The following is a 23,841-nucleotide window of genomic DNA, read 5'->3' as shown; positions in this document are numbered from 1 at the left end:
GCCCGGAGAGGCCGTGGCCCCGGGGCCACGGCTGTTACCCACGGTTCGTTCGCGCGCCGGATCACACGGATCCGGCGCGTCCTTCGTCTTCCCTCGGCAAGGTCACCGGCGTACCTTGAGCGCCCAATCTGATGTGCCGTCAGCAATGCGGCGTCACTCCGCACCGCGGCACGCCCGACGACCGGCATGAGGGGTATTCGAGGTGTCGTACAAGAAAACGGCCGCGCTCGCGCTCGCCACCGCCCTGGCCGGCGGCTCAGCGGTGCTGGTGGCCGCCCCCGCCGCGCAGGCCACCGTGAGGGACGTCGACTACCAGTGCAAGACGCCGATCGGCGACAAGAGCGCCGTGTCGCCGATCGACATCAGGAGCGTCAGGAGCGGCAGCGGCTACAAGCTCACGATGACCTTCCGGAAGGGCGTCTCCTCCAGCCCCGTCGAGCTGGGCAAGGGCGCGATGCGGCCGAGTGCGGTGATCGAGCTCGGCGGCGCGGAGAGCGGCACGGTGAAGGTGTCGGGGCCGACGAACGCCGAGGCGGTCCCCGCGAACACACCGATCAAGATCAGCGACCTGTCGGGCACCTACACGCCGAAGAAGAGCGGCAAGGTCACCTTCACGGCCGGGGTCCTCACGATCAAGGCCCTCGGTACGACGACCACGTGCACGCCGTCCAACAGCCCGAAGCCGTCCCTCGAACTCACCGTGAAGGCCGGCGGCGGCTCCGACGGCGCCGACCCCGGCTCCGACACGGGCTCCGGCACGGGCTCCGACACCGGTGCGACCGGCGGCAGCGACGCCTCCAGCGGCTCCGGGAGCGCCCCCTCCGGCGACGCGGAGCTGCCGCGGACCGGGCCCGCGGACTCCGCCGTCGCGCTCGGCACCCTCGGCGGCACCGTGCTGCTCGCGGGCGCGGCCGGCGCGCTCTGGCTGACCCGCAGGAACCAGGCGGCGCGCTCGCGGTAGCCCGGCGCACACCGCAAGGACCGCGCGAGCCGACCAGGAGCCGCCGATGCCGCCGATGCCGCCGATGCCGCCGAAGCCGTCCACGCCGTCCCTCGCGCGGGCCGCGTCGCGCACCGTGGCGCCCCTCGTCGTCCTCGCGCTGCTCGGCCTCGGCTGCGCGCTGCTGCCGGGCTCCGCCGCCGCGGCGGCCGACGGGCCGACCGTGCGGCTCTCGGCGGCGCAGGCGGGCAAGGGCGGCTCGATCACCGTCAAGGGCACCGGGTGGCGGCCCGGCGCCCTCCTGACGATGCTGGTCTGCGGGCAGTCGGAGCCCGGCAGGGGCGTGGTCGGCGGCACCGACTCCTGCGCCAACGAGGAAGGGCGCGCCGTCACCACCGGCGAGGACGGCGCCTTCCGCAAGAGGCTCCCGGTGGCCGAGCCGCCCGTGCCCTGCCCCTGCGTCGTCCACGTCGCCACGGTGACGGGGGCGAAGGCGCGGGCCGACGCCGCGTTCACGGTGGCGGGCCACCCGGTGAAGCCGCTGGCGAAGGGGGCCACGGGCGACCGGCTCTCGGTCCTCTCCGGCACCCGCCTCGAAGGGGCGAGCGGGCTCCTGACCTGGTTCGGGGCCCCGCCGCAGCGCACGCTCGTGCTCACGGTCGGCAACGTCGGCCCGGCGCCCGTCCAGGACCCCGTCTTCCGGGTCGGCGCCTCCCACGGCGTCTACGCCCCGCGGTGGGAGGAGCAGCGGTGGCGCGGCACGCTGGCGCCCGGCGAGAAGGCGCGGATCGAGCTGCCGGTGGAGCTCCCGGGGGGCGCGCACGGCGACTACCTGGTCTCGCTGCGGTTCGGCGGCGAGGTCCTCGCCGAGCAGCCGTGGGACGTGGGCCGGCCCTGGGGCGTCACCGTCTTCTGGCTGCTGCTGTGCGTGGTCGTACCGGCGGCCGTCTTCCGGGTCGGCATGGTGACCGTCGACCGGCTGCGGCCCCTGCGGCGGGGGGCTTCCCCCGGGCGGCGGCGCAGGCCCGCCGCACGGCCGAGCAGGGGCAGGCACGGCGCCGGCGGCAGGGGCCCGCGAGCCGGCCTGCCCTGGTTCACGCCGGACGCGGGTCCGCGGGGCCCCGCACGGGACGCGGAGGACTCCGCGGGGGATGCCGAGATCCCCGTGAGGGACCCGGAGGAGCGCGCGACGGGCCTCCTCGGCCCGCGGAAGACCGAGCGGGAGGGCTAGACCCGTCCCCGGAGCCACTCAAGGACGTTCCTGGCCACGCCCGGGGCCTTGAGGAGATGCCCTCCGTGGGCGGAGCCAGGGACCGTGCGGACGAGCACGTCCCGTTGCCCCGCCTCGCGCAGGGCCGCGGCCAGGTCGGTGGAGTGGGCCCGCGGCACGAAGTCACCGCGCGAGTGGACCAGGAGCTGCGGGGCGTCGCCGCGCGAGGCGTGGGACGCCGCCGCGAGGTCCGTCCAGCGTGCCCAGCAGCGGCGGACGGCCCGGTCGGGACGGCAGCCCGCGAGGCGCTGTGCGGCCCCGCGGAGCGCCCGGCGGTCCGCGGGGGCCCCGGGGGCGCCGCCGTCCCGCCACGCGCGGTACGGGGAGGCCACGGGGGAGAGCGCGGCGACCGCGCGGACCCGCGAGCCGCCCGCGCCGTACGTGGCCGCCTGCACGGCCAGGTGGCCGCCCGCCGACGAGCCGAGCACGAGGGGGCGCTCGCCGCCCTCCCTGTCGCGGACCCACCGCAGGGCGGCGAGGACGTCCTGGCGCTGCGCGGGCCAGGCCGCGTCCGAGGCCAGCCGGTAGTCGGTGTCGTAGACGGCGAAGCCCCGGGCGGCGAACCAGCGCGCCCGGCCGCTCCAGTCGGTGTCCCGCGCCCACGAGCCGCCGTGCAGGATCACCAGGGCGGGGCGCCGCGCGGGCCCGCCGCCGTACACGGTGATGGTCTGGCGGGCGTGCGGGCCGTACGAGAAGACGCGCCCCGACGGCGGTCCGGGGGCGGGAGCGGGGGCCGCCTCGGCGGCGACACCGGGGGACAGCAGGGCCGCGCAGAGGGCGACGACGGGCAGGGTGCGGCGCATGCGCCAGATGTTCCTCCCGGGACGGCGGTGGCCGGCAGGGAAACGCCCCCACGTCACCGCCGTGGGTGAGCGGGTGGGCTGATGTTCGCGCGAATGGACCTTCGGGAGGCCGCGGACGCGCGGCCCGGACAACGGGAGAGGGCCGCCGCACCCGGTGGTGCGGCGGCCCTCTCCCGTCGTTCCCGCGGCCCCCCCGGGGGGCCGTCGCGGGCAAGGTCAGTTGACCGAGCCCATCAGTTCCTTGACCTTCTTGCGGGACGTCCAGATGCCGAAGCCCGCGATGATCGCGATGATCGCCTCGACGGCGACCGCGCCGCTGTTGTTGAGGTCCACGTTGAGCTGCGGGGACGTCAGCAGACCCGTCACCGAGTCGCCCGCGGTGACCGCGAGGAACCAGACACCCATCATCTGGGCGCTGTACTTCTCCGGGGCCATCTTCGTGGTGAGCGACAGGCCGACCGGGGAGAGGCACAGCTCGCCGACGGTCTGGATGAAGTAGATCGCGACCAGCCACATCGGGCTGACCTTGCCGCCGTTGTTGGCGGTGTCGATCAGCGGGATGAGGAAGACGGCGAAGGAGATGCCGATCAGCGTGAGGCTGGAGGCGAACTTGACGGCCGTGCTCGGCTCCTTGCCCCGCTTGTTCAGCCACAGCCAGGCGGAGGCGACCACGGGGGCGAGCGCCATGATGAAGATCGGGTTCAGCGACTGGTACCAGGAGGTCGGGAAGTCGAACCCGAGCAGGTTGTTCGTGGTCGAGCCCTTGCCGAAGATCGACAGGGTCGAGCCGTTCTGGTCGTAGATCATCCAGAAGACGGCGGCGACCACGAAGAACCAGATGTAGCCCGAGAGCTTCGACTGCTCAAGCGTCGACAGTTCCTTGTCGCGCTTCATGCGGGCGAGGACGGCGACGGGGATGACGAGACCGGCGATGATCAGCGGCATCAGCGCCCAGTCGGCGAAGTTGCCGGTGACGCCCATCAGCGTGTAGAGCGCGGCGGCGACGATCAGCCAGATCAGACCGGTGCGCAGGGCGGAGCGGCGCTGCTCGGCCGTGGCGGGCTGGGAGATCACGCTGGACTGGTCGCTCAGGTGGCGCGAGCCGAGCAGGAACTGGGCGAGGCCCAGCGCCATGCCGACCGCGGCGAGCGCGAAGCCGAAGTGCCAGTTCACGTTCTCGCCGACGGTGCCGATGGTCAGCGGGGCGAGGAAGGCACCGAGGTTGATGCCGATGTAGAAGAGCGTGAAGCCACCGTCACGGCGCGGGTCCTGCGGGCCCTTGTAGAGGTGGCCGACCATCACGGAGATGTTGGCCTTCAGCAGACCGGAGCCGAGCGCGACGAGCGCGAGGCCGGCGAAGAAGGAGGCCGAGCTCGGCAGCGCGAGCGTGATGTGGCCGAGGATGACGACGGAGGCACCGATGACGACCGTCTTGCGGGGACCCCAGAAGCGGTCCGCCATCCAGCCGCCCGGCATGGCGAGCAGGTAGACCATCGACATGTAGACGGAGTAGATCGCCGTCGCGGTGGTGGCACTCATGTCCATGCCGCCGGGCGCGATCAGGTACAGCGGGAGCAGTGCCTTCATGCCGTAGAAGCTGTAACGCTCCCACATCTCGGTCATGAAGAGTGTGGCCAGTCCGCGGGGGTGGCCGAAGAAGGTCTTCTCGGAGCCAGGGGTGCTGGCGGAGTCCTTCGTCAGGCTGGACGCCATGGGTCGATCCTCGTGGGTTCGGGACGCGCGACAGAGCGTGAGCGCGCCCGGTGGGGGGCGGTCGGCACCGGTTCCGCACACCCCGTCCCCACGCCCGGGGGAGGGTTCACCCCCGTACACGGGGGAGGGGGCGGGCAGACTCCGGGATCCACACCCTGGCGCTTCGTCACGCGCAGGGCCCGACCACAGGTCATTCCTTTCGAGGCCGGCCAGAGCCGGCCCGCACACAAAAGGACCCAAGGCCGCACAGTGGGCCAAAGGTCCTTGAGTAGTGCATCAGGCGTTGAGTCACCTTACGACACGCCAGGGGTGCATATGGAAGGACTTGAGAGATGGATCACAGGTTTGACTGCAACCAACGGCACACATTCAAAGGTGTTTCTCAGGATCACGCCCCATAGCCGCAGGGTCCGCTCCCCACTGTGCGATCACCGCACACCCGTTGTCCACCGCGGACTACCATCACCCCATGACCCGTGTACTGCTCGCCGAGGACGACGCGTCCATCTCGGAGCCGCTGGCCCGCGCCCTGCGCAGGGAGGGTTACGAGGTGGAAGTGCGCGAGGACGGCCCGACCGCCCTCGACGCAGGACTCCAGGGAAGCGTCGACCTGGTCGTGCTCGACCTGGGGCTGCCCGGCATGGACGGCCTGGAGGTCGCCCGCCGCCTGCGCGCCGACGGGCTCACGGTGCCGGTCCTCATCCTGACCGCGCGCGCCGACGAGGTGGACACCGTCGTCGGCCTCGACGCGGGCGCCGACGACTACGTGACGAAGCCCTTCCGCCTGGCCGAGCTGCTCGCCCGGGTCCGGGCCCTGCTGCGGCGCGGCGCGAGCGAGCCGAAGGAGGCGCCGGCCACGCACGGCGTGCGCATCGACGTCGAGTCGCACCGGGCCTGGATGGGCGACGACGAACTCCAGCTGACGGCCAAGGAGTTCGACCTCCTGCGGGTCCTCGTGCGCGACGCGGGGCGCGTCGTCACGCGGGACCAGCTGATGCGGGAGGTCTGGGACACGACGTGGTGGTCCTCCACGAAGACCCTGGACATGCACATCTCCTGGCTCCGCAAGAAACTGGGCGACGACGCGGCCAACCCCCGGTACATCGCCACCGTGCGGGGTGTGGGTTTCCGCTTCGAGAAGAGCTGACGTCTCGCCGGGGGCGCCGGAACGTCCCCCGTGACCCGCGTCTGCCGCGTCCGCCTGGGGCGGCTGCGGGGAGCGCCCCGTAAGGGGCGCGGGGAACTGCGCGACCAGCCGACGCGGCCGTGTGGTGGCCGACGGCGAAGACCCGGCAGACGCGTCTGCCATCACCCCGCCGCCTGGGATGGCTGCGGGTAGCGCCCCGTAAGGGGCGCGGGGAACTGCGCGACCAGTTGGCACGAGCCTGTGGTGGCCAACGGCGAAGACCCCGCAGACGCGTCTGCCATCACCCCGCCGCCCGCGCCGCCTGCGGTGGCTCCGGGTAGCGCCCCGTCAGGAGCATCGATCCGCGACACTGGGTAGATGCGCCGCCGACTGATCAACAGCACCCTCGCCGTCGTCCTCGTGGTCATCGCGGTCTTCGGCGTGAGCCTGGTCATCGTGGAGACCCGCACGATCAGCAGCAGCGCCCAGGAGCGCGTCGACTCCGAGGCGCTCCGCCTGGCCGGCATCGTGGACAGCCGCCTCATCAGCGACGAGCGCATCACCGCCGCGATCCTCCGCGACCAGATCGCCACCGAGCGCTACGCCCGCATCGACATCCCCGGCCGCAGGACCATCGAGATCGGCACCCGCCCCGAGGGCGACGTCATCAGCTCCAGCGCCCCCGGCGAACAGGGCGAGAAGGTCACCGTCCAGGAGCCCCGCGCCGCCATCACCCGCGAGGTCGGCCGCACCCTGCTGATCATCGCCGCCGTGGCCCTGCTCGCCATCGTCGCGGCGGTACTGCTCGCCGTGCGCCAGGCCAACCGCCTGGCCTCCCCGCTCACCGACCTCGCCGAGACCGCGGAGCGCCTCGGCTCGGGCGACTCCCGCCCGCGCCACAAGCGGTACGGCGTACCGGAGCTGGACCGCGTGGCCGACGTACTGGACTCCTCCGCCGAGCGGATCGGCCGGATGCTGACCGCCGAGCGGCGCCTCGCCGCCGACGCCTCGCACCAGCTGCGCACGCCGCTCACCGCGCTGTCCATGCGCCTGGAGGAGATCGCCGTCACCGACGAGCTGGACACGGTCAAGGAGGAGGCGACGATCGCGCTGGCCCAGGTCGAGCGGCTCACCGACGTCGTGGAGCGGCTGCTCACCAACAGCCGCGACCCCCGTACCGGCTCCGCCGTCGCCTTCGACCTGGACGAGGTGATCAAGCAGCAGATCGAGGAGTGGCGCCCCGCCTACCGCAGCGCGGGCCGCGCCATCGTCAGCAGCGGCAAGCGGCACCTGGAGGCCGTGGGCACGCCGGGCGCGGTCGCCCAGGTCCTCGCGGCACTGATCGAGAACTCCCTGATGCACGGCGGCGGCACGGTCGCCCTGCGCACCCGCGTCACCGGCAACCAGGCGGTCATCGAGGTCACGGACGAGGGCCCGGGCGTGCCGCCCGACCTCGGGGCGCGCATCTTCGAGCGGACCATCAGCGGCCGCAACTCGACGGGCATCGGCCTCGCCGTGGCCAGGGACCTGGCCGAGGCGGACGGCGGCCGACTGGAGATGCTCCAGACGAAGCCGCCGGTCTTCGGCCTGTTCCTGTCGCGTACGCCGCCGTCGAAGGACGAGACGTCGGCCGACACCGTCAGATGAGGGCGGGGGCGGCCACGCGGGCGCCCAGGGGTCGTCAGCTCGCGCGGCGCGCCACGGGCCGCTCGTCCTGCCGCTGCTCCTCAAGGAACGATTCCGCATGGACGACGGTCTCGCGCACGGGCAGCGCCTTGAAGACCCAGGTGCGGTAGGACCAGAAGCGGAAGAGGGTCGCGATGCCCATGCCGAGGAACTTGAAGAAGTTGGCCTGTAGCCTGCCGTCCCAGCCGAACCAGTACGTCGCGGCGTAGAGCACGCCGTTCTCGATCACCAGGCCGACCGCGCTGAACAGCAGGAACAGCGTCATCTCCTTGGTGCGCCCGGTCTTGTCACGGTCCCTGTACGTGAAGTAGCGGAAGCCCACGTAGTTGAAGACGATCGCGACGAGCGTGGCGATCACGCTCGCGCGGACCACGTGCAGGTCGGTGACGTGCCGTACGAGGTTGAACACACCGAAGTTGACCAGCGTGCCGACCGCTCCCACGGCCCCGAACTTGGCGATCTCACGCGTGAGGCGGTCCACGCGCTCCCGCAGTATGCCCCGGTCCGTCATGGTCGTCGCCCCAGCCCCCGTCGGTCGTACCGCACGCTCCGTGCCGGTCTCGTACGTGCCGACGGATTGGTGTTTCGGTCGTGTCGACCCAGCCATGCTAACCAGCGCCCGATCCCGGCGCGCGGGGTGGCCGAGACCGGCCGATATCCTGGGGGTGTGACGTTCCCGGTAGTCGGCATGGTCGGCGGCGGTCAGCTCGCCCGCATGACCCACGAGGCGGGCATCCCCCTCGGCCTGAAATTCAAGCTCCTCAGTGACACCCCGCAGGATTCCGCGGCGCAGGTCGTCGGTGAAGTCGTCATCGGCGACTACCGCGACCTCGACACGCTGCGCGAGTTCGCGCGGGGCTGCGACGTGATCACCTTCGATCACGAACACGTACCCACCGAGCACCTCCGGGCCCTGGAGGCGGACGGCATCCCCGTCCGCCCGGGGCCCGACGCGTTGGTGCACGCCCAGGACAAGGGCGTGATGCGCGAGCGGCTCACGGCGATCGGCGTGCCGTGCCCGCGCCACCGGATCGTGAAGGACGCGGCCGACGTGGCCGCCTTCGCGGCCGAGGGCGCGACGGACGGCGGCGACGGGTTCCCCGTGATCCTCAAGACGGTACGTGGCGGATACGACGGGAAGGGGGTGTGGTTCGTCCGCGGCGTCGAGGACGCCGAAGAGCCCTTCCGGGCCGGTGTCCCGGTGCTCGCCGAGGAGAAGGTCGACTTCGTGCGCGAACTCGCGGCGAACGTCGTCCGCTCCCCGCACGGCCAGGCCGTCGCCTACCCCGTCGTCGAGTCCCAGCAGGTCGACGGCGTCTGCGACACGGTGATCGCCCCCGCGCCCGGCCTCTCCGAGGACCTCGCGGGCCAGGCACAGGAGCTGGCGCTGCGTATCGCCAAGGAGCTGGGCGTGGTCGGCCACCTCGCGGTCGAGCTGTTCGAGACGCCGGACGGGCGCATCCTCGTCAACGAACTGGCGATGCGTCCGCACAACTCCGGCCACTGGACGCAGGACGGCGCCATCACCTCGCAGTTCGCCAACCACGTGCGCGCGGTGCTCGACCTGCCGCTCGGCGACCCGCGCCCGCGCGCCGAGTGGACCGTGATGGTCAACGTCCTCGGCGGCGACTACCCCGACATGTACTCCGCGTACCTGCACTGCATGGCACGCGACCCGCAGCTCAAGATCCACATGTACGGCAAGGACGTGAAGCCCGGCCGCAAGGTCGGACACGTCAACACCTACGGCGACGACCTGGACGAGGTCCTCGACCGCGCCCGTCACGCAGCCGGCTACCTCAGAGGAACGATCACCGAATGACCTCCCCTGTCATTGGCATCGTGATGGGCTCCGACTCGGACTGGCCCGTCATGGAGGCCGCGGCCAAGGCCCTCGACGAGTTCGAGATCCCCTACGAGGTCGACGTCGTCTCCGCCCACCGCATGCCGCACGAGATGATCGCGTACGGCGAGCAGGCGGCGGACCGCGGCCTCAAGGCGATCATCGCGGGCGCCGGCGGCGCCGCCCACCTGCCCGGCATGCTGGCGTCGGTGACCCCGCTGCCGGTGATCGGCGTGCCCGTACCGCTGAAGTACCTCGACGGCATGGACAGCCTCCTGTCCATCGTGCAGATGCCGGCGGGCGTGCCCGTCGCGACCGTCTCGGTCGGCGGCGCGCGCAACGCGGGCCTCCTCGCGGCCCGCATGCTCGCCGCGCACGACGCCGAACTCCTCGGCCGCATGCGCGAGTTCCAGCAGGAGCTGAACGAACAGGCCACGGAGAAGGGCAAGCGGCTGCGGACCAAGGTCGAGGGCGCGGGCTCCGGCTTCGGTTTCGGCTCGGGCTCCGGTTCCGGCTTCGGCCAGGGGCGGTGAGCGCGTGACCTCCCTCGACGAAGCGCGGGCACTCCTCGCCGACCACCCCGTGGTCGACGGGCACAACGACCTGCCGTGGGCCCTGCGCGAGAAGGCGGGCTACGACATCGACCGCCTCGACATCGCCGCCGACCAGACGGGCGCCCTGCACACGGACATCGCCCGGCTGCGCGCGGGCGGCGTCGGCGCGCAGTTCTGGTCGGTGTACGTGCGCACCGACCTGACCGGTGACGCGGCGGTCAGCGCCACCCTGGAGCAGATCGACTGCGTCGAGCAGCTCCTCGCCCGCCACCCCGCCGACCTGGCCCGCGCGCTGACGGCGGCGGACATGGAGGAGGCCCGCTCCCAGGGCCGCATCGCCTCCCTGATGGGCGCCGAGGGCGGCCACTCCATCAACAACTCCCTCGCCACGCTGCGGGCGCTGCACAGGCTCGGCGTGCGCTACATGACGCTCACGCACAACGACAACATCGCGTGGGCGGACTCGGCGACGGACGAACCCGGCGTCGGCGGCCTCTCGCCCTTCGGCCACGAGGTCGTACGGGAGATGAACCGCACCGGCATGCTGGTCGACCTCTCCCACGTGGCGGCCACGACGATGCGGGCGGCCCTGGACACGTCCGCGGCGCCGGTCATCTTCTCCCACTCGTCCTCGCACGCGGTCTGCGACCACCCGCGCAACATCCCGGACGACGTCCTGGAGCGGCTGCCCGCCAACGGCGGCGTGGCGATGGTGACCTTCGTCCCGAAGTTCGTCCTCCAGGCGGCCGTCGACTGGACCGTGGCCGCCGACGAAAACATGCGCGCCCACGGCTTCCACCACCTCGACACCACCCCCGAGGCCATGAAGGTGCACGCGGCCTTCGAGGAGTCGCACCCGCGCCCGGTCGCCACGGCGGCCACGGTCGCCGACCACCTGGACCACATGCGCGAGGTGGCGGGCATCGACCACATCGGCATCGGCGGCGACTACGACGGCACGGCCTTCACCCCGTCCGGCCTCGACGACGTGGCGGGCTACCCGAACCTGATCGCGGAACTCCTGGACCGCGGCTGGTCGAAGCCGGACCTCGCGAAGCTGACGTGGCAGAACGCGGTCCGCGTCCTCGGCGCGGCGGAGGACGTGGCCCGCGAGGAGCAGTCCCGCAGGGGCCCGTCGATCGCGACGCTGGAGCAGCTGGACGGCTAGCTCCCGGCTCCGCTACGCCGATGGGGGTGCCGCCCGACCGGGCGGCACCCCTACGCGGTTTCCCGTTCCGTCAACCGTGATCGCAGAGCCGTCACCCAAACCCGGTTGCGCTGACTGCCTGTCGATATCGGTAGCCCGCGAGAACGCTCGCTCCACGTTCGACTTCAGCGCCGTATCCGACGCCAACGTACGGATGCGCCACCACCATGCAGAGGCGCACGCGTCATGAGCAAGGGAACGGGCTCAGGGCTCTTCGCCGACCGCCCCCTGATGACCATGCGATTTCTCGCGACTCAGGGCAGACCTGGGGGCCGGAGCAAGCCGTGGCCACGACGGACGATCTTCCGCCACTGCTCACAAGCACTTGGCCGCCATGCGAGTGCTGGCGCTGCGCGGAACGCGGCCAAGGTTCCAGGCGCTGAAGTCTCTCCCTCTCCTCCATGAACTCCCGCCCGACATGGGCGGCGGCGGTCAGCCATGGCCGCGATCAGTTGAGCAGGAAGGTTCAGTGATACTGGACGGAAGCGAACTGTAGGAGGCCGGAGCGGACATCTCGTTGGGGTTCTATCTCGAACGCCCCTCGTTTCTCTCCCTGGCCCTGGTGACGTGTTCCCCGAGCCGCACGACATCAGAACTGGCCTGCCCCGTCGCATGACTTGACGGAGGCGTCAGAGGTCGCCTGATCCGCATACGACAACAGCCCCCGGCATGGCGCCGGAGGCTGTGTTGTCTGCGCAGTTCAGCAGCCGTTCCCGCCCCCGCTGTCTGCCCAGGAGGCGCCCAGCATGACGCCTAGGAACGGTCCCGATCGGGCAGCCGAGCTACGGCAGGTTCCTCGCCATGACGATCCGCTGGACCTGATTCGTGCCCTCATAAATCTGCGTGATCTTCGCGTCGCGCATCATCCGCTCGACGGGGTAGTCGCGGGTGTAGCCGTAGCCGCCGAGGAGCTGGACGGCGTCCGTCGTGACCTCCATGGCGACGTCGGAGGCGAAGCACTTGGCGGCGGCGCCCTGGAAGGTGAGGTCCTTGTCGCCGCGCTCGGACTTGGCCGCGGCGGCGTACGTGAGCTGGCGCGCGGCCTCGATCTTCATCGCCATGTCGGCCAGCATGAACTGGATGCCCTGGAAGTCCGCGATCGGCTTCCCGAACTGCTTGCGCTCCTGGACGTACCCCTTGGCGTAGTCCAGCGCGCCCTGGGCGATGCCGAGGGCCTGGGCCGCGATGGTGATGCGGGTGTGGTCGAGCGTCTTCATGGCGGTCGCGAAGCCCGTGCCCTCCTCGCCGATCATGCGGTCGGCGGGGATGCGGACGTTGTCGAGGTAGACCTCGCGCGTGGGGGAGCCCTTGATGCCGAGCTTCTTCTCGGGGGCGCCGAAGGAGACGCCCTCGTCGCCCTTCTCCACGACGAAGGCGCTGATGCCCTTCGAGCGCTTGGTCGGGTCGGTGACGGCCATGACCGTGTAGTACTCGGAGACGCCGGCGTTGGTGATCCAGCGCTTCACGCCGTTCAGGACGTAGCTGTCGCCGTCGCGGACCGCCTTGGTCTTCATGCCCGCGGCGTCCGAACCGGCGTCGGGCTCGGAGAGGCAGTACGAGAACATGCCCTCGCCCTTGGCGAGCGGCGTCATGTACTTCTTCTTGAGCTCCTCGGAGCCGGAGAGGATGACCGGCAGCGAGCCGAGCTTGTTCACGGCCGGGATGAGCGAGGAGCTTGCGCAGGCGCGCGCGACCTCCTCGATCACGATGACGGTGGCCAGCGCGTCGGCGCCCGCGCCGCCGTAGCTCTCCGGTACGTGCACCGCGTGCAGGTCGTTGGCGACCAGCGCGTCGAGGGCCTCCTGCGGGAAGCGGGCCTCCTCGTCCACGGCGGCGGCGAACGGCGCGATCTTCGCGTCGGCCAGCGAGCGGATCGCGTCACGGAGCATGTCGTGCTCCTCGGACGGGCGGTACAGGTCGAAATCAGCCGATCCGGCCAAGGTCTCTCACGCTCCAAGGATGCTAATTACCGTTAAGTAACCCGAATTTTAGTGGCGAGCCCGCGCCACGGATACGTGAGCTTGATGACAACGGGAGACCCGCCCGGTGAAGCAACGGGAAACATGCCCCGTGAGGCGCCGGGCCACGCGCGGCTATGCTCGGTCGCGCACCGCAGCCCGCAACCCATGGAGCACCGCATGGCCCTCAGGATCACCGTGATCGGCACCGGCTATCTCGGGGCCACACACGCCGCGGCCATGGCCGAACTGGGCTTCGAGGTGCTCGGTCTCGACGTCGTGCCCGACAAGATCGAGATGCTCCAGCGGGGCGAGGTCCCGATGTACGAGCCCGGCCTGGAGGAACTGCTCCGCAAGCACGTCGCCGGGATCGACGGCGCCAGCGGGCGGCTGCGCTTCACGATGGACCCCGCGGAGGCCGCGGACTTCGGCGACGTCCACTTCATCTGCGTGAACACCCCGCAGAAGCACGGCGAGTACGCCTGCGACATGTCCTACGTGGACAGCGCCCTGGAGTCCCTCGCCAAGCACCTCACCGAGCCGGCGCTCGTCGTCGGCAAGTCCACCGTGCCGGTGGGCAGCGCCGACCGGCTCGCGGAGCGCCTGACGGAGCTGGCCCCGGCCGGCGACCAGGTGGAGCTGGCCTGGAACCCGGAGTTCCTGCGGGAGGGCTTCGCCGTCGAGGACACGCTGCACCCCGACCGCATCGTGGTCGGCGTACGCAGTGAGCACGCGGAGAAGATCCTCCGCGAGGTGTACGCGACGCCGATCGCGGAGGGCTCGCCCTTCGTCGTCACGGACTTCCCGACCTCGGAGCTGGTGAAGACCTCGGCGAACTCCTTCCTCGCCACGAAGATCTCCTTCATCAACGCCATGGCCGAGGTCTGCGAGGCCGCGGGCGGTGACGTCGTGAAGCTGGCCGAGGCGCTCGGGTACGACGACCGGATCGGCAAGAAGTTCCTGCGGGCCGGGATCGGCTTCGGCGGCGGCTGCCTGCCGAAGGACATCAGGGCGTTCATGGCGCGCGCCGGCGAGCTGGGTGCCGACCAGGCGCTGACCTTCCTCCGCGAGATCGACTCCATCAACATGCGGCGGCGCGGCCAGATGGTCGAGATGGCGCGCGAGGCGCTCGGCGGCGGCCCCTTCCTCGGCAAGCGGGTCGCGGTGCTCGGCGCCACGTTCAAGCCGGACTCCGACGACGTCCGCGACTCCCCGGCGCTGAACGTCGCCGGGCAGATCCACCTCCAGGGCGGCCAGGTCACGGTCTACGACCCCAAGGGCATGGCCAACGCCCGCCGCCTCTTCCCCACCCTCGGCTACGCGGACACGGCGATGGAGGCGGTGCGCGGCGCGGACGTCGTCCTGCACCTCACGGAGTGGCGCGAGTTCCGCGAGCTGGACCCGGCGGAGCTCGCCTCGGTGGCGACGACCCCGCTCATCCTGGACGGCCGCAACGCCCTCGACCCCGGGGCCTGGCGCGCCGCCGGCTGGACCTACCGGGCGATGGGCAGGCCGACGGCCTAGGCGAGAGCCTGGGTCATGAGCCCCCGCCGGGCTTCGCCTTGCGCGCCCGGTACGCCCGCATCTTCGCGCGGGACCCGCAGACCGCCATGTCGCACCACCGGCCGCGGCCCGCGGGGCTGCGGTCGTAGTAGGCCCAGAGGCAGTCCGTCGCCTCGCAGGCCTTGAGGCGCTGCCAGGTGCCCGCGGTGACGCCCTCGGCGATCGCCGCCGCCACCCGGGAGGTGAGGCCGGCCGCGTCCGCGGGGGCGAGCGACGCGGCGCCCGTCCCGTCCGCGACCCGTACGACCAGCGGCCCGGCCGCGAGGAGCCCCGTCAGGTCCCGCACCGGCCGGTGCGGCGGATGCCCGGCGTGGGCGAGGCAGGCCGCCCGCAGGGACTCCCGCAGTTCGCGCGCCGCCGCCACGTCCCCCGGAGCCAGCCCGAAGGCGCTCCGTCCCGCCTGCGTGTCCAGCGCGTCCACGCCCGACTCCACGTCCAGTGTGTTGACCAGGTCCTGGACCAGGGCGAGCCCGCCCGGGGCGGGCGTTCTGGCATTCATGGTTGCGACGTTACCGCCACTGCGGGACCATTGAGTAACGGTTACCGGCTGATGCCGGGCAAGCGGTAATGCTCGACGGCACTCGTGCGTGCTCTCCCCGCTCGCATGCTCTCCCTGGAGGAATCATGGCTCTCGCCAAGCTCGGCACCGTCGTCCTGGACTGTCCCGACCCCCTGGCCCTCGCGGAGTTCTACGCCGCCGTCATCGGCGGCACCCCCAGCAAGGGCGACGAGGGGTGGTACGACCTGGAGGGCCACGGCGGCACGTCCCTGGCCTTCCAGGAGGCCCCCGGCTTCGTACCGCCGGCGTGGCCGGCGCCGGAGAACTCCCAGCAGTTCCACCTGGACCTCATGGTCGAGGACATGGACGCGGCGGAGAAGGAGGTCCTGAGGCTCGGCGCCACGGTGCTCGAAGCCGACGACCGCGCCCGCAACTGGCGCGTCTACGCCGACCCGGCGGGCCACCCGTTCTGCCTCTGCGCCTGCTGAGGACCCGCGGCCCCCGGGAGCGGGCGTCAGCCGTCCAGGCGCTCCCTGCGCGCCGTCGACGCCGCCCTGCGCAGCCGCGTGGCGCGCGCGGTGAAGTCCGCGTCGCGCAGGGCGCGTTGCATGTTGCCCCACGTCAGCAGCGCGATGTCGGCCTCGGGCCAACCGCGCTCGAACAGTTCGGCGATCAGCCGCGGGTACCCGGTGGTGTCGGCCAGACCCTCCGGGTGCGGGTGCGGGGTGTCGTACGTACCGGAGAGGCCCACGCACTCCCGGCCCGCGACGCGCCGTACCTGGTCGAGGTGGTCCGCGACGTCGCCGACCGAGCCGCCCGTCTGCTCGACCGCGAGCGGCACCAGGCACAGCCCCTTGGCGGCGCCCACCGCCGCGAGCAGGTCGTCCGGGAGGTTCCCCGGGTGCTCGCGCACGGCCCGCGCCCCTGAGCGGGTGAAGAGCACCGGGGCCTTGGAGACCGCGAGGGCCCGCCGCGCCGTCGCCTCGGAGGCACCGGAGAGGTCCGCGAGCACCCCGAGCCGGTTCATCTCCCGTACGACCTCCTCGCCGAAGGCGGTGAGACCGCCGGGCCCCGCCCACGACGTACCGGAGAGCGTGACCGCGCACAGGCCGAGGGTGCGCAGCGCGCGCAGCGTGCCGAGCGAGTCGCCGAGCGCGGCGGCGCATGCCGGACCGATCAGCGTCGCGATGCGCCCGCAGTTGCGCGCGTCGGCGGCCTCCGATGCGTCGCGGGCGAGCCGCAGCCCCTCGGGGTGGGCGCGGACGAGGTGCTGGACGAAGTCGATCTGCTCCAGGGTCTCCGCGACGGCCCGGTCACCGCTCAGCCCCTCGGGCACGTGCACCGACCAGAACTGGGCGCCGACGCCGCCCGCGCGCAGCCGGGGGATGTCGCTCTGCAGGCCGCTGTCGCCCGTCTCGAAGTCGTGCCAGGGCAGCTCGCGGAGCGTCCACGGGAGACCGCTGTAGCCGTCGGCGACGGGGTGCGCGTCGAGGAGGGCACGCGCGCGTGACTCCGGTGCCGAGACGGGCGGCCCCTCCAGATCCGGTACGGGGAGCGGTTCGGGGATCTCGGGGAGGAAGCCGGCCGGGTCCGGGAGCGGCTCCATTCCCGCGGCCTCGCCGGTGGGGTCGAGTTCGTCCTGTAGATCCGCCATGACAGGGGCTCCGGAGATCGCGGTGGCAGGTCTGCACCACCGTGACACGCCGGAGCCGGGGGTTCTCGGCGGGCGGGGCGTTCGGGGTACACCGGCCCCCGGAACGCCCGCCGTTGCCTCGTAGGCGGGCTCAGTCGCCCGAGACGGTCACCTTCTCGTCGTTGTTGAGCTGCTCGACGAGCTGCTTGACCTTCGCCTTGTCCCAGAGGAGGTTGCCGCCGACCGAGCCCGCGAGCGGCATGTTCATGGACTTGCCGTCGCCGCCGGTGACGCCCTTCATCGCCCAGAACATGGACGCCACGTCCATCAGGTCCATGTCCTTGTCGACGATCAGCGTGTCCAGGCCCGCGCTCATCGTCGGGTAGAGCTTGAACGGGTTCATGACCGTGCCGGGCGTCGCCGCCTGGTTGGCGAGGGCCGCGAGGAACTTCTGCTGGTTCTTGGTGCGGTCCAGGTCGCTGCCCTTGAGCGCGTACCGGGTGCGGACGAAGGCCAGGGCCTCCTCGCCGTTGAGGGTCTGCTTGCCCGCCTCGAAGTCGGCGCCGGACTTCTTGTCCTTGAATCCCTGGGGGATGTCCATCTCGACGCCCCCGACCGCGTCCACGATCTCGGCGAAGCCGCCGAAGCCGATCTCGGCGTAGTGGTCGATCCGCAGCCCGGTGTTGTACTCCACGGTCCGCACGAGGAGTTCGGGGCCGTCCTCCGCGTACGCCGCGTTGAGCTTCGTCTGGCGGCCCTGGTTCGGGTAGAGCTTGCCGGACTCGGCGCCCTTGAAGGAGGGGATCGTGACGTTCGAGTCGCGGGGGAGCGAGATCATCGTGTTCCCGCCGTCGTCCGCGACGTGCAGGATCATCATCGAGTCCGTGCGCTTGCCGTCGGCCGAGCCCGTGTGGAGCTTCTTCTTCTCCTCGTCGGACATGCCCTCGCGGCTGTCGGAGCCCACGATCAGGTAGTTGGTGCCGTCCCCGCCGTCGGGCCGCTCGATGACCTTGGAGAGGTCGACCTCGCGCTTGAGCTTGCCGTCCGCCCAGAAGTACGTGGCGACCGTCGTCACGACGAGCACCGAGACCACGGTGATGGAGCCGATCTTGATGCGGCGGCGCCAGTTCGGCGCGGGGCGCGGGGCGCGCGGCGGCTGCCCGGCACCGCCGCCCCGGCCGCCCTGTCCGCCGCCGTAGACCTGGCCGGTGTTGTAGCCGCTGTCGTAGCCCTGGCCCTGCTGCTCCCGCCGGTGGGGGCCGCGCGGCTCGAAGACGTCGTCGCGGGCGTCGCCGTACGCGCCGCCGTTGCCGTGCGGCTCGTCGTAACCGGACTGCTGCGGGATGCCGCCGGGCGGCGGGCCCGCGGGCTGCGAGGGCCGGCCGCGCTGGACGTGCCGCATCACGCGGGCACCGTCGGGCCGGGGGTTCCCGCTGCCGCGGCCGTACCCGCGGCCGCCCGCCTGATCGTCTGGCCAATCGCTCATGTGGCCCAGTGTGCAGTGCGCGACCGCGCGGCTCACAGGGCGGTCGGGATTTCGGGCCAGGGCTGTTGCAGAGCTGATGCAAAGCGGCCCCCGCGTGGGCCGCGGCGGGCCCGGCATAGGGTGGAGGGCATGACAGATCAGGCCACCAATCCGGAATCAGACATTCCGGGTAAGCCGACCTCGGCGTCCCGCACCACGCTCAGCCACATCATGACCCACAACGACACCAACCTCCTCGGCACGGTGCACGGCGGTGTGATCATGAAGCTGGTGGACGACGCGGCGGGAGCCGTCGCCGGCCGGCACTCGGGCGGCCCCGCGGTCACCGCGTCCATGGACGAGATGGCCTTCCTCGAACCGGTCCGCGTCGGGGACCTGGTGCACGTTTGATCCCCTAAGACATAAACAACGCTGACCAGCGCGGATGGGTCGCAGGGAACCGGGAGGCCCCGGCGCACGGTCAGTGCGTCGGGGCCTCGCCGTATGACGCGCGAGGGTGCGTACCCGGGCGTTTAGGCTGGTTCCATGACTGATCACGCACCCATAGGGGCCGGGAACGAGCTTCCCGGCAAGCCGACCGCGGCCTCGCGCACCACGTTGAGCACCATCATGACTGCGGGTGACACGAACCTCCTCGGTACGGTGCACGGCGGCGTGATCATGAAACTCGTGGACGACGCGGCCGGGGCCGTGGCGGGGCGCCACTCGGGCGGCCCGGCGGTGACTGCGTCCATGGACGAAATGGTGTTCTTGGAGCCGGTCCGCGTTGGCGATCTTGTCCACGTGCACGCGCAGTGCAATTGGACAGGGCGCACGTCAATGGAGATCGGCGTACGCGTGATGGCCGAACGCTGGAACGAGTCGACGCCGGCGCAGCAGGTCGGTTCGGCTTACCTCGTCTTCGCGGCCGTCGACGCGGACGGCAAGCCCCGCACGGTGCCGCCGGTGGTTCCGGACTCGGAACGGAATGAGCGACGCTTTCAAGAGGCGCAGATCAGGCGCACGCATCGACTCGCACGGCGCCGCGCGATCCGAGAGCTGCGGGAGCAGCGCCCGGACGAGTGACGTACAGCGGCCCCGGCGCCCCTCTGTGGGGGTGCCGGGGGCCGGTTCCGCGACCGGGCCGCTACGGGTGAACGGCGGCCATCACGCGGGAGCGCAGAGGCTCGGCAGTCAGCATGTCGGCGAACTGCCACGAGTAGGCCGTGACCTCTTCCTCTTGCAGCTCGACCAGGTCGGCAGTCGTGCGGAAGAGGTACCGGAAGTCGAAGTGCTGGTGTGCGTCCTCGCCCTTGTTGGGGTTGGCCGGAATTGGGTGGGCGTCGATGTGGAGCGGCAGGCCGCTGTCGGGCTCGACCTGGTCCGGGCTGATGCCGGTCTCCTCGGCCAGTTCCCGCAGGGCGGCGTCGAGCAGGGTTGTGTCGCTCTCCTCGACGTGTCCGCCGGGCAGCAGCCACTCACGCAGGGCGCGGTGCTCGATGGTGAGCACACGACCGTCGGGGCGGAGCAGGGCGGCGCCCGCCGTGACGTGTCCCCGGTACTCCTTGCGCGAGGTGATCGCCTCGCCGGTCTCGTCGAGTACCTCGGAGAGGACGGACAGGGCGTCCTTTTCGTCGGGGTGGGTGGCGAGGTAGGCGTCGAGGGTCTCGCGCACGTGCTGAGCCGTGATCGGCATGGGGGTCCTGTCTCCTAGCGGTTGAAGTAGTTGAGCCACGTGGCCGCGATGGTCTTCCGGTCGGCGGCGTCCACCCCGTGCATACCGTGTCCGAGGTCGGCGCGGGTGAGCATCCGGATTCCGGCGAGTATCTCGGCCTGTACGAGGAAGATGAACGGCCCAACGGACGCGCCGTGCAGGAAGTTGACGGCGTTCCCTCGGTTGAGCAGGTAGAAGTAGTGCCCGGTTGTCGCGTAGCGGGTGACGTGCTCGCCGTTGGGCGTCCGCTGGTAGACGTCGGGCAGGCCGGCGAGGTCGAGTTCGTCCTCGCTGCTGGTGACCGTGGCCACGTAGGCGCCGTTCCGCAGGGTGGCGAAGTCTTCGCCGCGAAGCGAGACGGCCCCGGTGGCGCACAGGACCAGGCCGGCGCCGTGCAGGGCGAAGTCGCGGTCACGGGCCACGGTGAAGCCTTGGGAGAGTGCCTGTGTGCGCCGGACGGGGTCGACGTCATGCACGGTGACTTGCACGCCCTTCGCGTGCAACAGACGGGCGATGCTTGATCCGAGCTTGCCGAATCCGATGACGAGTGCGGGCCGCCCGTGCAGGATGTCGCCGCGGCTGCGCATGAGTGCCTCAGTGGAGAACACGACGGACTGCCCTACGAGGAAGTCCTCGGGGTCTTTGAGCGGGGAGCGTGCGACGGAGACGACGGGGCAGGGCAGCTTGTCGCGGTCGGCGTAGCGCCTGTGCCCGTTCTCCGTGTCCTCGACCACGCCCAGGACGCGCCCGGAGAACTGATCACAGATCGCGTCGAGTGTGGGGGCGAAGTAGCCTCCGACGTCGAGGAGTACGACGGCCTCGCCGGCGGCGCGGGATTCGATGTACTCGACGGCGGTGTCGGGGTCCTCGAACATCTCGCGGGCAGCGATTCGCATGGCGTCGTCTTCTCGACGGTGCGGCGGGCGCCTGCGTCGATGGACTTCGGCTTGGGCAGGACGGCCCGCAGGTTGCTGCTCCTGCATACGGCTGACACGAACGAGGGGCGTTCGGGCAGTAGGTGCGTGATCAGGAAGGATGACGGCCGCTCGGTCGGGGCGAACACGTCGGCGATGCGCGCGAAATAGGAGTCGAGACGGGCGCGCTCGAACTGTTCCATGGACTCACTTCCCAGGGTCTTGGGGCGGTGGTTCTGGACAGGTAGTGCGGGTGCCCCCGCGCCCGGGGAGCGGATGGGATGCGGGGGCGGGGTTCGTCAAGCGAAGCGCCGGCGGCGCGGTCTGCGGTGACGGCCCGCCCGCGCCGGGGCACAGGGGCGACTTCCGGCGGGGGGCGATGGACTGCGCCCACTTACTGAGGGTCGGCAGAGCGTAGACGCGCACGGAATATCGGGTGGCGGAGGTGGTGACACTGAGCACGTAGTCGTTTCCGGCACTGAGGACGCGCAGAGCGTGCTCGTATCGCTCGTTGCTGCGTACCCACGTGATCAGGGAGAGGCGTCGTGCTCGGCCTCGCACCCATCGCGCGGCGAGGCGGGGGGATTCGGCGCGGTAGTGGGTGAGGATGACTTCGCGGGCGCCGCGTGGGTCATCGGCGGTCACTTCGCAGCGGAATGCGACGTCCGTGTGCGCGCATGGGCGCAGTGGAGCCGACGGGCGGCGCGTCATTACGGTGACGGTCACCGGCCTTGATCCCTGCGTTCGAGAAGCTGCGTGAATTGCAGGTGCAGCCGTTCGACTTGCCCCATGTCAAGGACGAGAACCGACTCGGATGTGCCTCCGTCCTCGTGATGAACCGTGACCGGTAAGGCGGCCCGCTGCGCCTGGCGGTCATAGGCAACGTCCCGTCGCTGGGGCGAGACGTGCGTGACCGGTACGGATACGGGGCGCAGGGTGGTCCCGTCGGGCTTGGCACGCCAGTCGCCCCCGCCTCCGGGCAAGCGCAGGTGGTACGACTTCGCGTTGTCGCTCGGCAGGGCGACAACGACGCCGATCTGCCCACCCTTGGCGAGGTCGAGGGCGAGGTCGCCGAGTCGCGGGTGAAACGTGTTGGCGACGCTCAACTTGGCGCTCTGCTCGCTGTGTTGCTCCGAGGTCTGTTCGGCCATGCTCCGAAGCTAGGAGCGGGCTACGGGCCGAATATGAACCAGAGGAATACCACCCTCATCCGTCGAGGTGGAAGCGGTCTGACATGCGGCGCAGCTTCTCGCGGGTGGTCGCTCGTTCGGCGTAGACGATACTGCGCAGGGTTGACCGGGCGATGGGGTGGTTGCGGATGAGCTGCGGGGCGATGCGCTCGGCGGTCTCCAGTTCCTTCAACGCCTTGTCGCGGTTTCCGTCCCACAGCCAGGCCCGGGCGAGGTCCATGTGGTGGTGTCCTTGCCTGGAGTTGGGCAGGGATTCGATCAGGCCCGGGGACGTGCGCCGGTTTATGGACAACGCCTTGCCTTGTTTGCCCATCTCCAGTGCGACACTGATTGCGTGAATATGGACGTTGCCCGATGAAAACGTGAGCGAATGCCGGTCGTAAACCGGGGGGCCGACGTACTCGGGGAGCCGTTTGGCGGCGTCTTTGGCATGGCGGATACGGTCCTCGGCTTCTGCCGCGCGTCGGCCCCGTGCTGCGGAGACGGCCGCACGAAGCTGTAGTGATCCCCATGCGCGCACGGCGAGTGGTTCGCCGCGTTCGTATCCCTGCTGAACGCTGTGAATGGCTCGGTCGGACAGGGCGATAGCGTCCGTCCAATCTGCGGTTGCCCACATGTCCCATACGCGCATCCAGTCGGCCACGGCTGGCATGACGGGGTCGCCAGACAGGCGGGCCGACCATGCGGCCCGTTCACAGGCCATGGCGATCAGCTCGGGGTGTCCGAGGGCGTGCGCGGAGGTGTGGGCGAACTTGCAGCACACGGCGTAGATGGCGAACGCTTCCTCGCGTTCGTGGCCGGTGGAGACCTCGGCGAGTGCGCGGGCTTCGCGGAACAGGTCGGGTAGTACCTGCATGATCGACACGTTCGCCGCTGCGTCGCGCAGGCGGTGCAGTCGCGTTGTCTCTTGCCAGAGTTGGACCGACGGCCGGGGGGTGCCGTCAAAGACGGGGGTGAGGTCGTACCGGCGCAGCTCGCGCAAAATCGAAAGTGCGGCGACCTGCCATTGGTTCTCGTCCGGTGAGCTGTTGTACGGGCGGCCGATTAGGTCGTTGGGGTGTATGTGCAGCTCGGCGGCAACCTGATTGAGTAGGCCGACGCGGTCGAGTTCGATTAGGCCGCGTTCCATTTTCGACACCCAACCTTGGGACTTGCCCAGGGCAGCGGCGAGGTCGGCCTGTGGCATTCCGAGTCGGAGCCGCGCGCGTCGGGCGCGGTTACCGATCTCCTCGGCTTCCTCCAACATCAGCGCGCCCCCCTTGCGGTGAGGCGCCGGCGGCTTGCAAGCATTCGGCGAGGCATCCGTGCTCCATCCGTCGGGCTCATGCCCATGACGGTACAGAGCGTGCAGGGTGAGGGTGGAGAGCTACAGGTCAGGAAGTACCCGAGAACGACGAAGGCGCCCCCGCGCCGGCACAAGGCCGGGGTGGGGGCGCGCGGGGCGTGTCATCGGTTGGCGAGCTGCCAAAGGGACGTCGCGAGGCCGCACAGGGCGACCAGGGCGGCTATGGACGGGAGCGGCCACCGTGACCGTTCGAGGGCGTCGAGGTGGGTCTCGTGGTCAGCGAGGGCTCGGTCGGTCTGGTCGCCCCGCCGGACGAGCGGGGCGAGGGAGCCGTCGACACGGGCGAACCCCTCTGCCATCGTTCCGCGCAGCTTCTCCAGCTCGACGGCGACCGCGGCCGGGTCCGACGGGGTGGGGATCGTCACCGGGTCCCGCCGTCGGGCTCGTCGACCAGGCCGAGGCCGACGCGGTCGAGGCC

Annotated in this window: 21 protein-coding genes and 2 pseudogenes; 11 read left to right on the top strand and 12 right to left on the bottom strand. The window is 71.0% G+C overall.

The features are described from left to right. The first annotated feature begins 202 nt into the window (after nucleotides 1-202). Together AB0I16_RS22325 and AB0I16_RS22320 are read left to right on the top strand one after the other, a co-directional pair. Complete coding sequence (locus tag AB0I16_RS22325) at nucleotides 203-961, top strand: LPXTG cell wall anchor domain-containing protein (RefSeq protein WP_363251215.1); 759 nt, start codon at nucleotides 203-205, stop codon at nucleotides 959-961. 55 nt (nucleotides 962-1,016) lie between these two features. Next, nucleotides 1,017-2,171, top strand: a complete 1,155-nt coding sequence (locus AB0I16_RS22320) for a hypothetical protein (RefSeq protein WP_363251273.1) — start codon at nucleotides 1,017-1,019, stop codon at nucleotides 2,169-2,171. Here the strand turns inward: AB0I16_RS22320 and AB0I16_RS22315 are convergent. Together AB0I16_RS22315 and AB0I16_RS22310 are read right to left on the bottom strand one after the other, a co-directional pair. Beyond that, nucleotides 2,168-3,013 (bottom strand): alpha/beta hydrolase, encoded by an 846-nt coding sequence (locus tag AB0I16_RS22315; RefSeq protein ID WP_363251214.1) that lies wholly within the window; start codon nucleotides 3,011-3,013, stop codon nucleotides 2,168-2,170. The two genes, AB0I16_RS22320 and AB0I16_RS22315, sit on opposite strands and share 4 nt — an antisense overlap. A 216-nt stretch (nucleotides 3,014-3,229) precedes the next feature. Then, a complete protein-coding gene (locus tag AB0I16_RS22310; protein WP_363251213.1) occupies nucleotides 3,230-4,726 on the bottom strand; it encodes an oligopeptide:H+ symporter in 1,497 nt (498 codons plus the stop codon). Nucleotides 4,727-5,195: 469 nt separating this feature from the next. Between AB0I16_RS22310 and AB0I16_RS22305 the strand changes: the two genes are divergently transcribed. Both AB0I16_RS22305 and AB0I16_RS22300 read left to right on the top strand, forming a co-directional pair. Next, nucleotides 5,196-5,873: a response regulator transcription factor gene (locus AB0I16_RS22305; RefSeq protein ID WP_363251212.1), complete on the top strand. Its 678-nt coding sequence runs from the start codon at nucleotides 5,196-5,198 to the stop codon at nucleotides 5,871-5,873. A 357-nt stretch (nucleotides 5,874-6,230) separates the two neighbouring features. Further along, nucleotides 6,231-7,499: an ATP-binding protein gene (locus tag AB0I16_RS22300; protein WP_363251211.1), complete on the top strand. Its 1,269-nt coding sequence runs from the start codon at nucleotides 6,231-6,233 to the stop codon at nucleotides 7,497-7,499. Between the two features lie 34 nt (nucleotides 7,500-7,533). On the opposite strand, the gene AB0I16_RS22295 is transcribed toward AB0I16_RS22300, so the two are convergent. Continuing rightward, a complete protein-coding gene (locus tag AB0I16_RS22295) occupies nucleotides 7,534-8,049 on the bottom strand; it encodes a GtrA family protein (RefSeq protein WP_363251210.1) in 516 nt (171 codons plus the stop codon). A gap of 111 nt (nucleotides 8,050-8,160) precedes the next feature. On the opposite strand from AB0I16_RS22295, the gene AB0I16_RS22290 reads away from it, so the two are divergent. From AB0I16_RS22290 to AB0I16_RS22280, 3 genes are read left to right on the top strand one after another with little or no spacing between them, the layout of a single operon-like run. Then, the gene (locus AB0I16_RS22290) at nucleotides 8,161-9,360 is read left to right on the top strand and encodes a 5-(carboxyamino)imidazole ribonucleotide synthase (protein ID WP_363251272.1); all 1,200 of its coding nucleotides are present in this window, start codon (nucleotides 8,161-8,163) and stop codon (nucleotides 9,358-9,360) included. Continuing rightward, nucleotides 9,357-9,914, top strand: a complete 558-nt coding sequence (purE, locus tag AB0I16_RS22285) for a 5-(carboxyamino)imidazole ribonucleotide mutase (RefSeq protein ID WP_363251209.1) — start codon at nucleotides 9,357-9,359, stop codon at nucleotides 9,912-9,914. The genes AB0I16_RS22290 and purE overlap by 4 nt, the downstream gene beginning before the upstream one ends. 4 nt (nucleotides 9,915-9,918) lie before the next feature. Then, on the top strand, nucleotides 9,919-11,103 hold the full coding sequence (locus AB0I16_RS22280; RefSeq protein WP_363251208.1) for a dipeptidase: 1,185 nt from the start codon (nucleotides 9,919-9,921) through the stop codon (nucleotides 11,101-11,103). 821 nt (nucleotides 11,104-11,924) lie between these two features. On the opposite strand, the gene AB0I16_RS22275 is transcribed toward AB0I16_RS22280, so the two are convergent. Further along, nucleotides 11,925-13,082 (bottom strand): acyl-CoA dehydrogenase, encoded by a 1,158-nt coding sequence (locus AB0I16_RS22275; RefSeq protein WP_363251207.1) that lies wholly within the window; start codon nucleotides 13,080-13,082, stop codon nucleotides 11,925-11,927. 198 nt (nucleotides 13,083-13,280) lie between these two features. Between AB0I16_RS22275 and AB0I16_RS22270 the strand changes: the two genes are divergently transcribed. After that, the gene (locus AB0I16_RS22270) at nucleotides 13,281-14,624 is read left to right on the top strand and encodes a UDP-glucose/GDP-mannose dehydrogenase family protein (protein ID WP_363251206.1); all 1,344 of its coding nucleotides are present in this window, start codon (nucleotides 13,281-13,283) and stop codon (nucleotides 14,622-14,624) included. Between the two features lie 13 nt (nucleotides 14,625-14,637). On the opposite strand, the gene AB0I16_RS22265 is transcribed toward AB0I16_RS22270, so the two are convergent. Further along, nucleotides 14,638-15,162 carry a CGNR zinc finger domain-containing protein gene (locus AB0I16_RS22265; RefSeq protein WP_363251205.1) on the bottom strand — a complete coding sequence of 175 codons (525 nt, stop codon included), beginning with the start codon at nucleotides 15,160-15,162 and terminating at the stop codon, nucleotides 14,638-14,640. A gap of 125 nt (nucleotides 15,163-15,287) precedes the next feature. On the opposite strand from AB0I16_RS22265, the gene AB0I16_RS22260 reads away from it, so the two are divergent. Then, on the top strand, nucleotides 15,288-15,650 hold the full coding sequence (locus AB0I16_RS22260) for a VOC family protein (protein WP_363251204.1): 363 nt from the start codon (nucleotides 15,288-15,290) through the stop codon (nucleotides 15,648-15,650). Between the two features lie 26 nt (nucleotides 15,651-15,676). Here AB0I16_RS22260 and AB0I16_RS22255 read toward each other — a convergent pair whose 3' ends face one another. Both AB0I16_RS22255 and AB0I16_RS22250 read right to left on the bottom strand, forming a co-directional pair. After that, complete coding sequence (locus AB0I16_RS22255; RefSeq protein WP_363251203.1) at nucleotides 15,677-16,816, bottom strand: dipeptidase; 1,140 nt, start codon at nucleotides 16,814-16,816, stop codon at nucleotides 15,677-15,679. A 130-nt stretch (nucleotides 16,817-16,946) separates the two neighbouring features. Further along, nucleotides 16,947-18,281, bottom strand: a complete 1,335-nt coding sequence (locus AB0I16_RS22250; RefSeq protein ID WP_363251202.1) for an LCP family protein — start codon at nucleotides 18,279-18,281, stop codon at nucleotides 16,947-16,949. Nucleotides 18,282-18,410: 129 nt separating this feature from the next. Between AB0I16_RS22250 and AB0I16_RS22245 the strand changes: the two are divergent. Together AB0I16_RS22245 and AB0I16_RS22240 are read left to right on the top strand one after the other, a co-directional pair. Further along, nucleotides 18,411-18,668 (top strand): annotated as a pseudogene (locus AB0I16_RS22245) (acyl-CoA thioesterase); the annotation flags it as partial. A gap of 138 nt (nucleotides 18,669-18,806) precedes the next feature. Then, nucleotides 18,807-19,346, top strand: coding sequence for an acyl-CoA thioesterase (locus AB0I16_RS22240; protein ID WP_363251201.1), 540 nt, complete (start codon nucleotides 18,807-18,809; stop codon nucleotides 19,344-19,346). Nucleotides 19,347-19,407: 61 nt separating this feature from the next. On the opposite strand, the gene AB0I16_RS22235 is transcribed toward AB0I16_RS22240, so the two are convergent. From AB0I16_RS22235 to AB0I16_RS22215, 5 genes and pseudogenes are all read right to left on the bottom strand, one after another. Next, nucleotides 19,408-19,956, bottom strand: a complete 549-nt coding sequence (locus AB0I16_RS22235) for an NUDIX domain-containing protein (RefSeq protein WP_363251199.1) — start codon at nucleotides 19,954-19,956, stop codon at nucleotides 19,408-19,410. Nucleotides 19,957-19,970: 14 nt separating this feature from the next. Beyond that, nucleotides 19,971-21,091, bottom strand: a pseudogene (locus tag AB0I16_RS22230) (adenosylhomocysteinase). A gap of 519 nt (nucleotides 21,092-21,610) precedes the next feature. Beyond that, nucleotides 21,611-22,039, bottom strand: a complete 429-nt coding sequence (locus tag AB0I16_RS22225; protein WP_363251197.1) for a hypothetical protein — start codon at nucleotides 22,037-22,039, stop codon at nucleotides 21,611-21,613. Between the two features lie 55 nt (nucleotides 22,040-22,094). Continuing rightward, the gene (locus tag AB0I16_RS22220) at nucleotides 22,095-23,324 is read right to left on the bottom strand and encodes a helix-turn-helix domain-containing protein (RefSeq protein ID WP_363251196.1); all 1,230 of its coding nucleotides are present in this window, start codon (nucleotides 23,322-23,324) and stop codon (nucleotides 22,095-22,097) included. A gap of 200 nt (nucleotides 23,325-23,524) precedes the next feature. After that, nucleotides 23,525-23,788 (bottom strand): hypothetical protein, encoded by a 264-nt coding sequence (locus AB0I16_RS22215; RefSeq protein ID WP_363251195.1) that lies wholly within the window; start codon nucleotides 23,786-23,788, stop codon nucleotides 23,525-23,527. Nucleotides 23,789-23,841: the final 53 nt, after the last annotated feature.

Origin of the sequence: Streptomyces sp. NPDC050703, from assembly GCF_040654435.1 — a bacterium.
Classification (GTDB): Bacteria; Actinomycetota; Actinomycetes; order Streptomycetales; family Streptomycetaceae; genus Streptomyces.
Note: the sequence above shows the minus strand (reverse complement) of the source record. Positions and strands in the feature narration are given on the sequence as shown.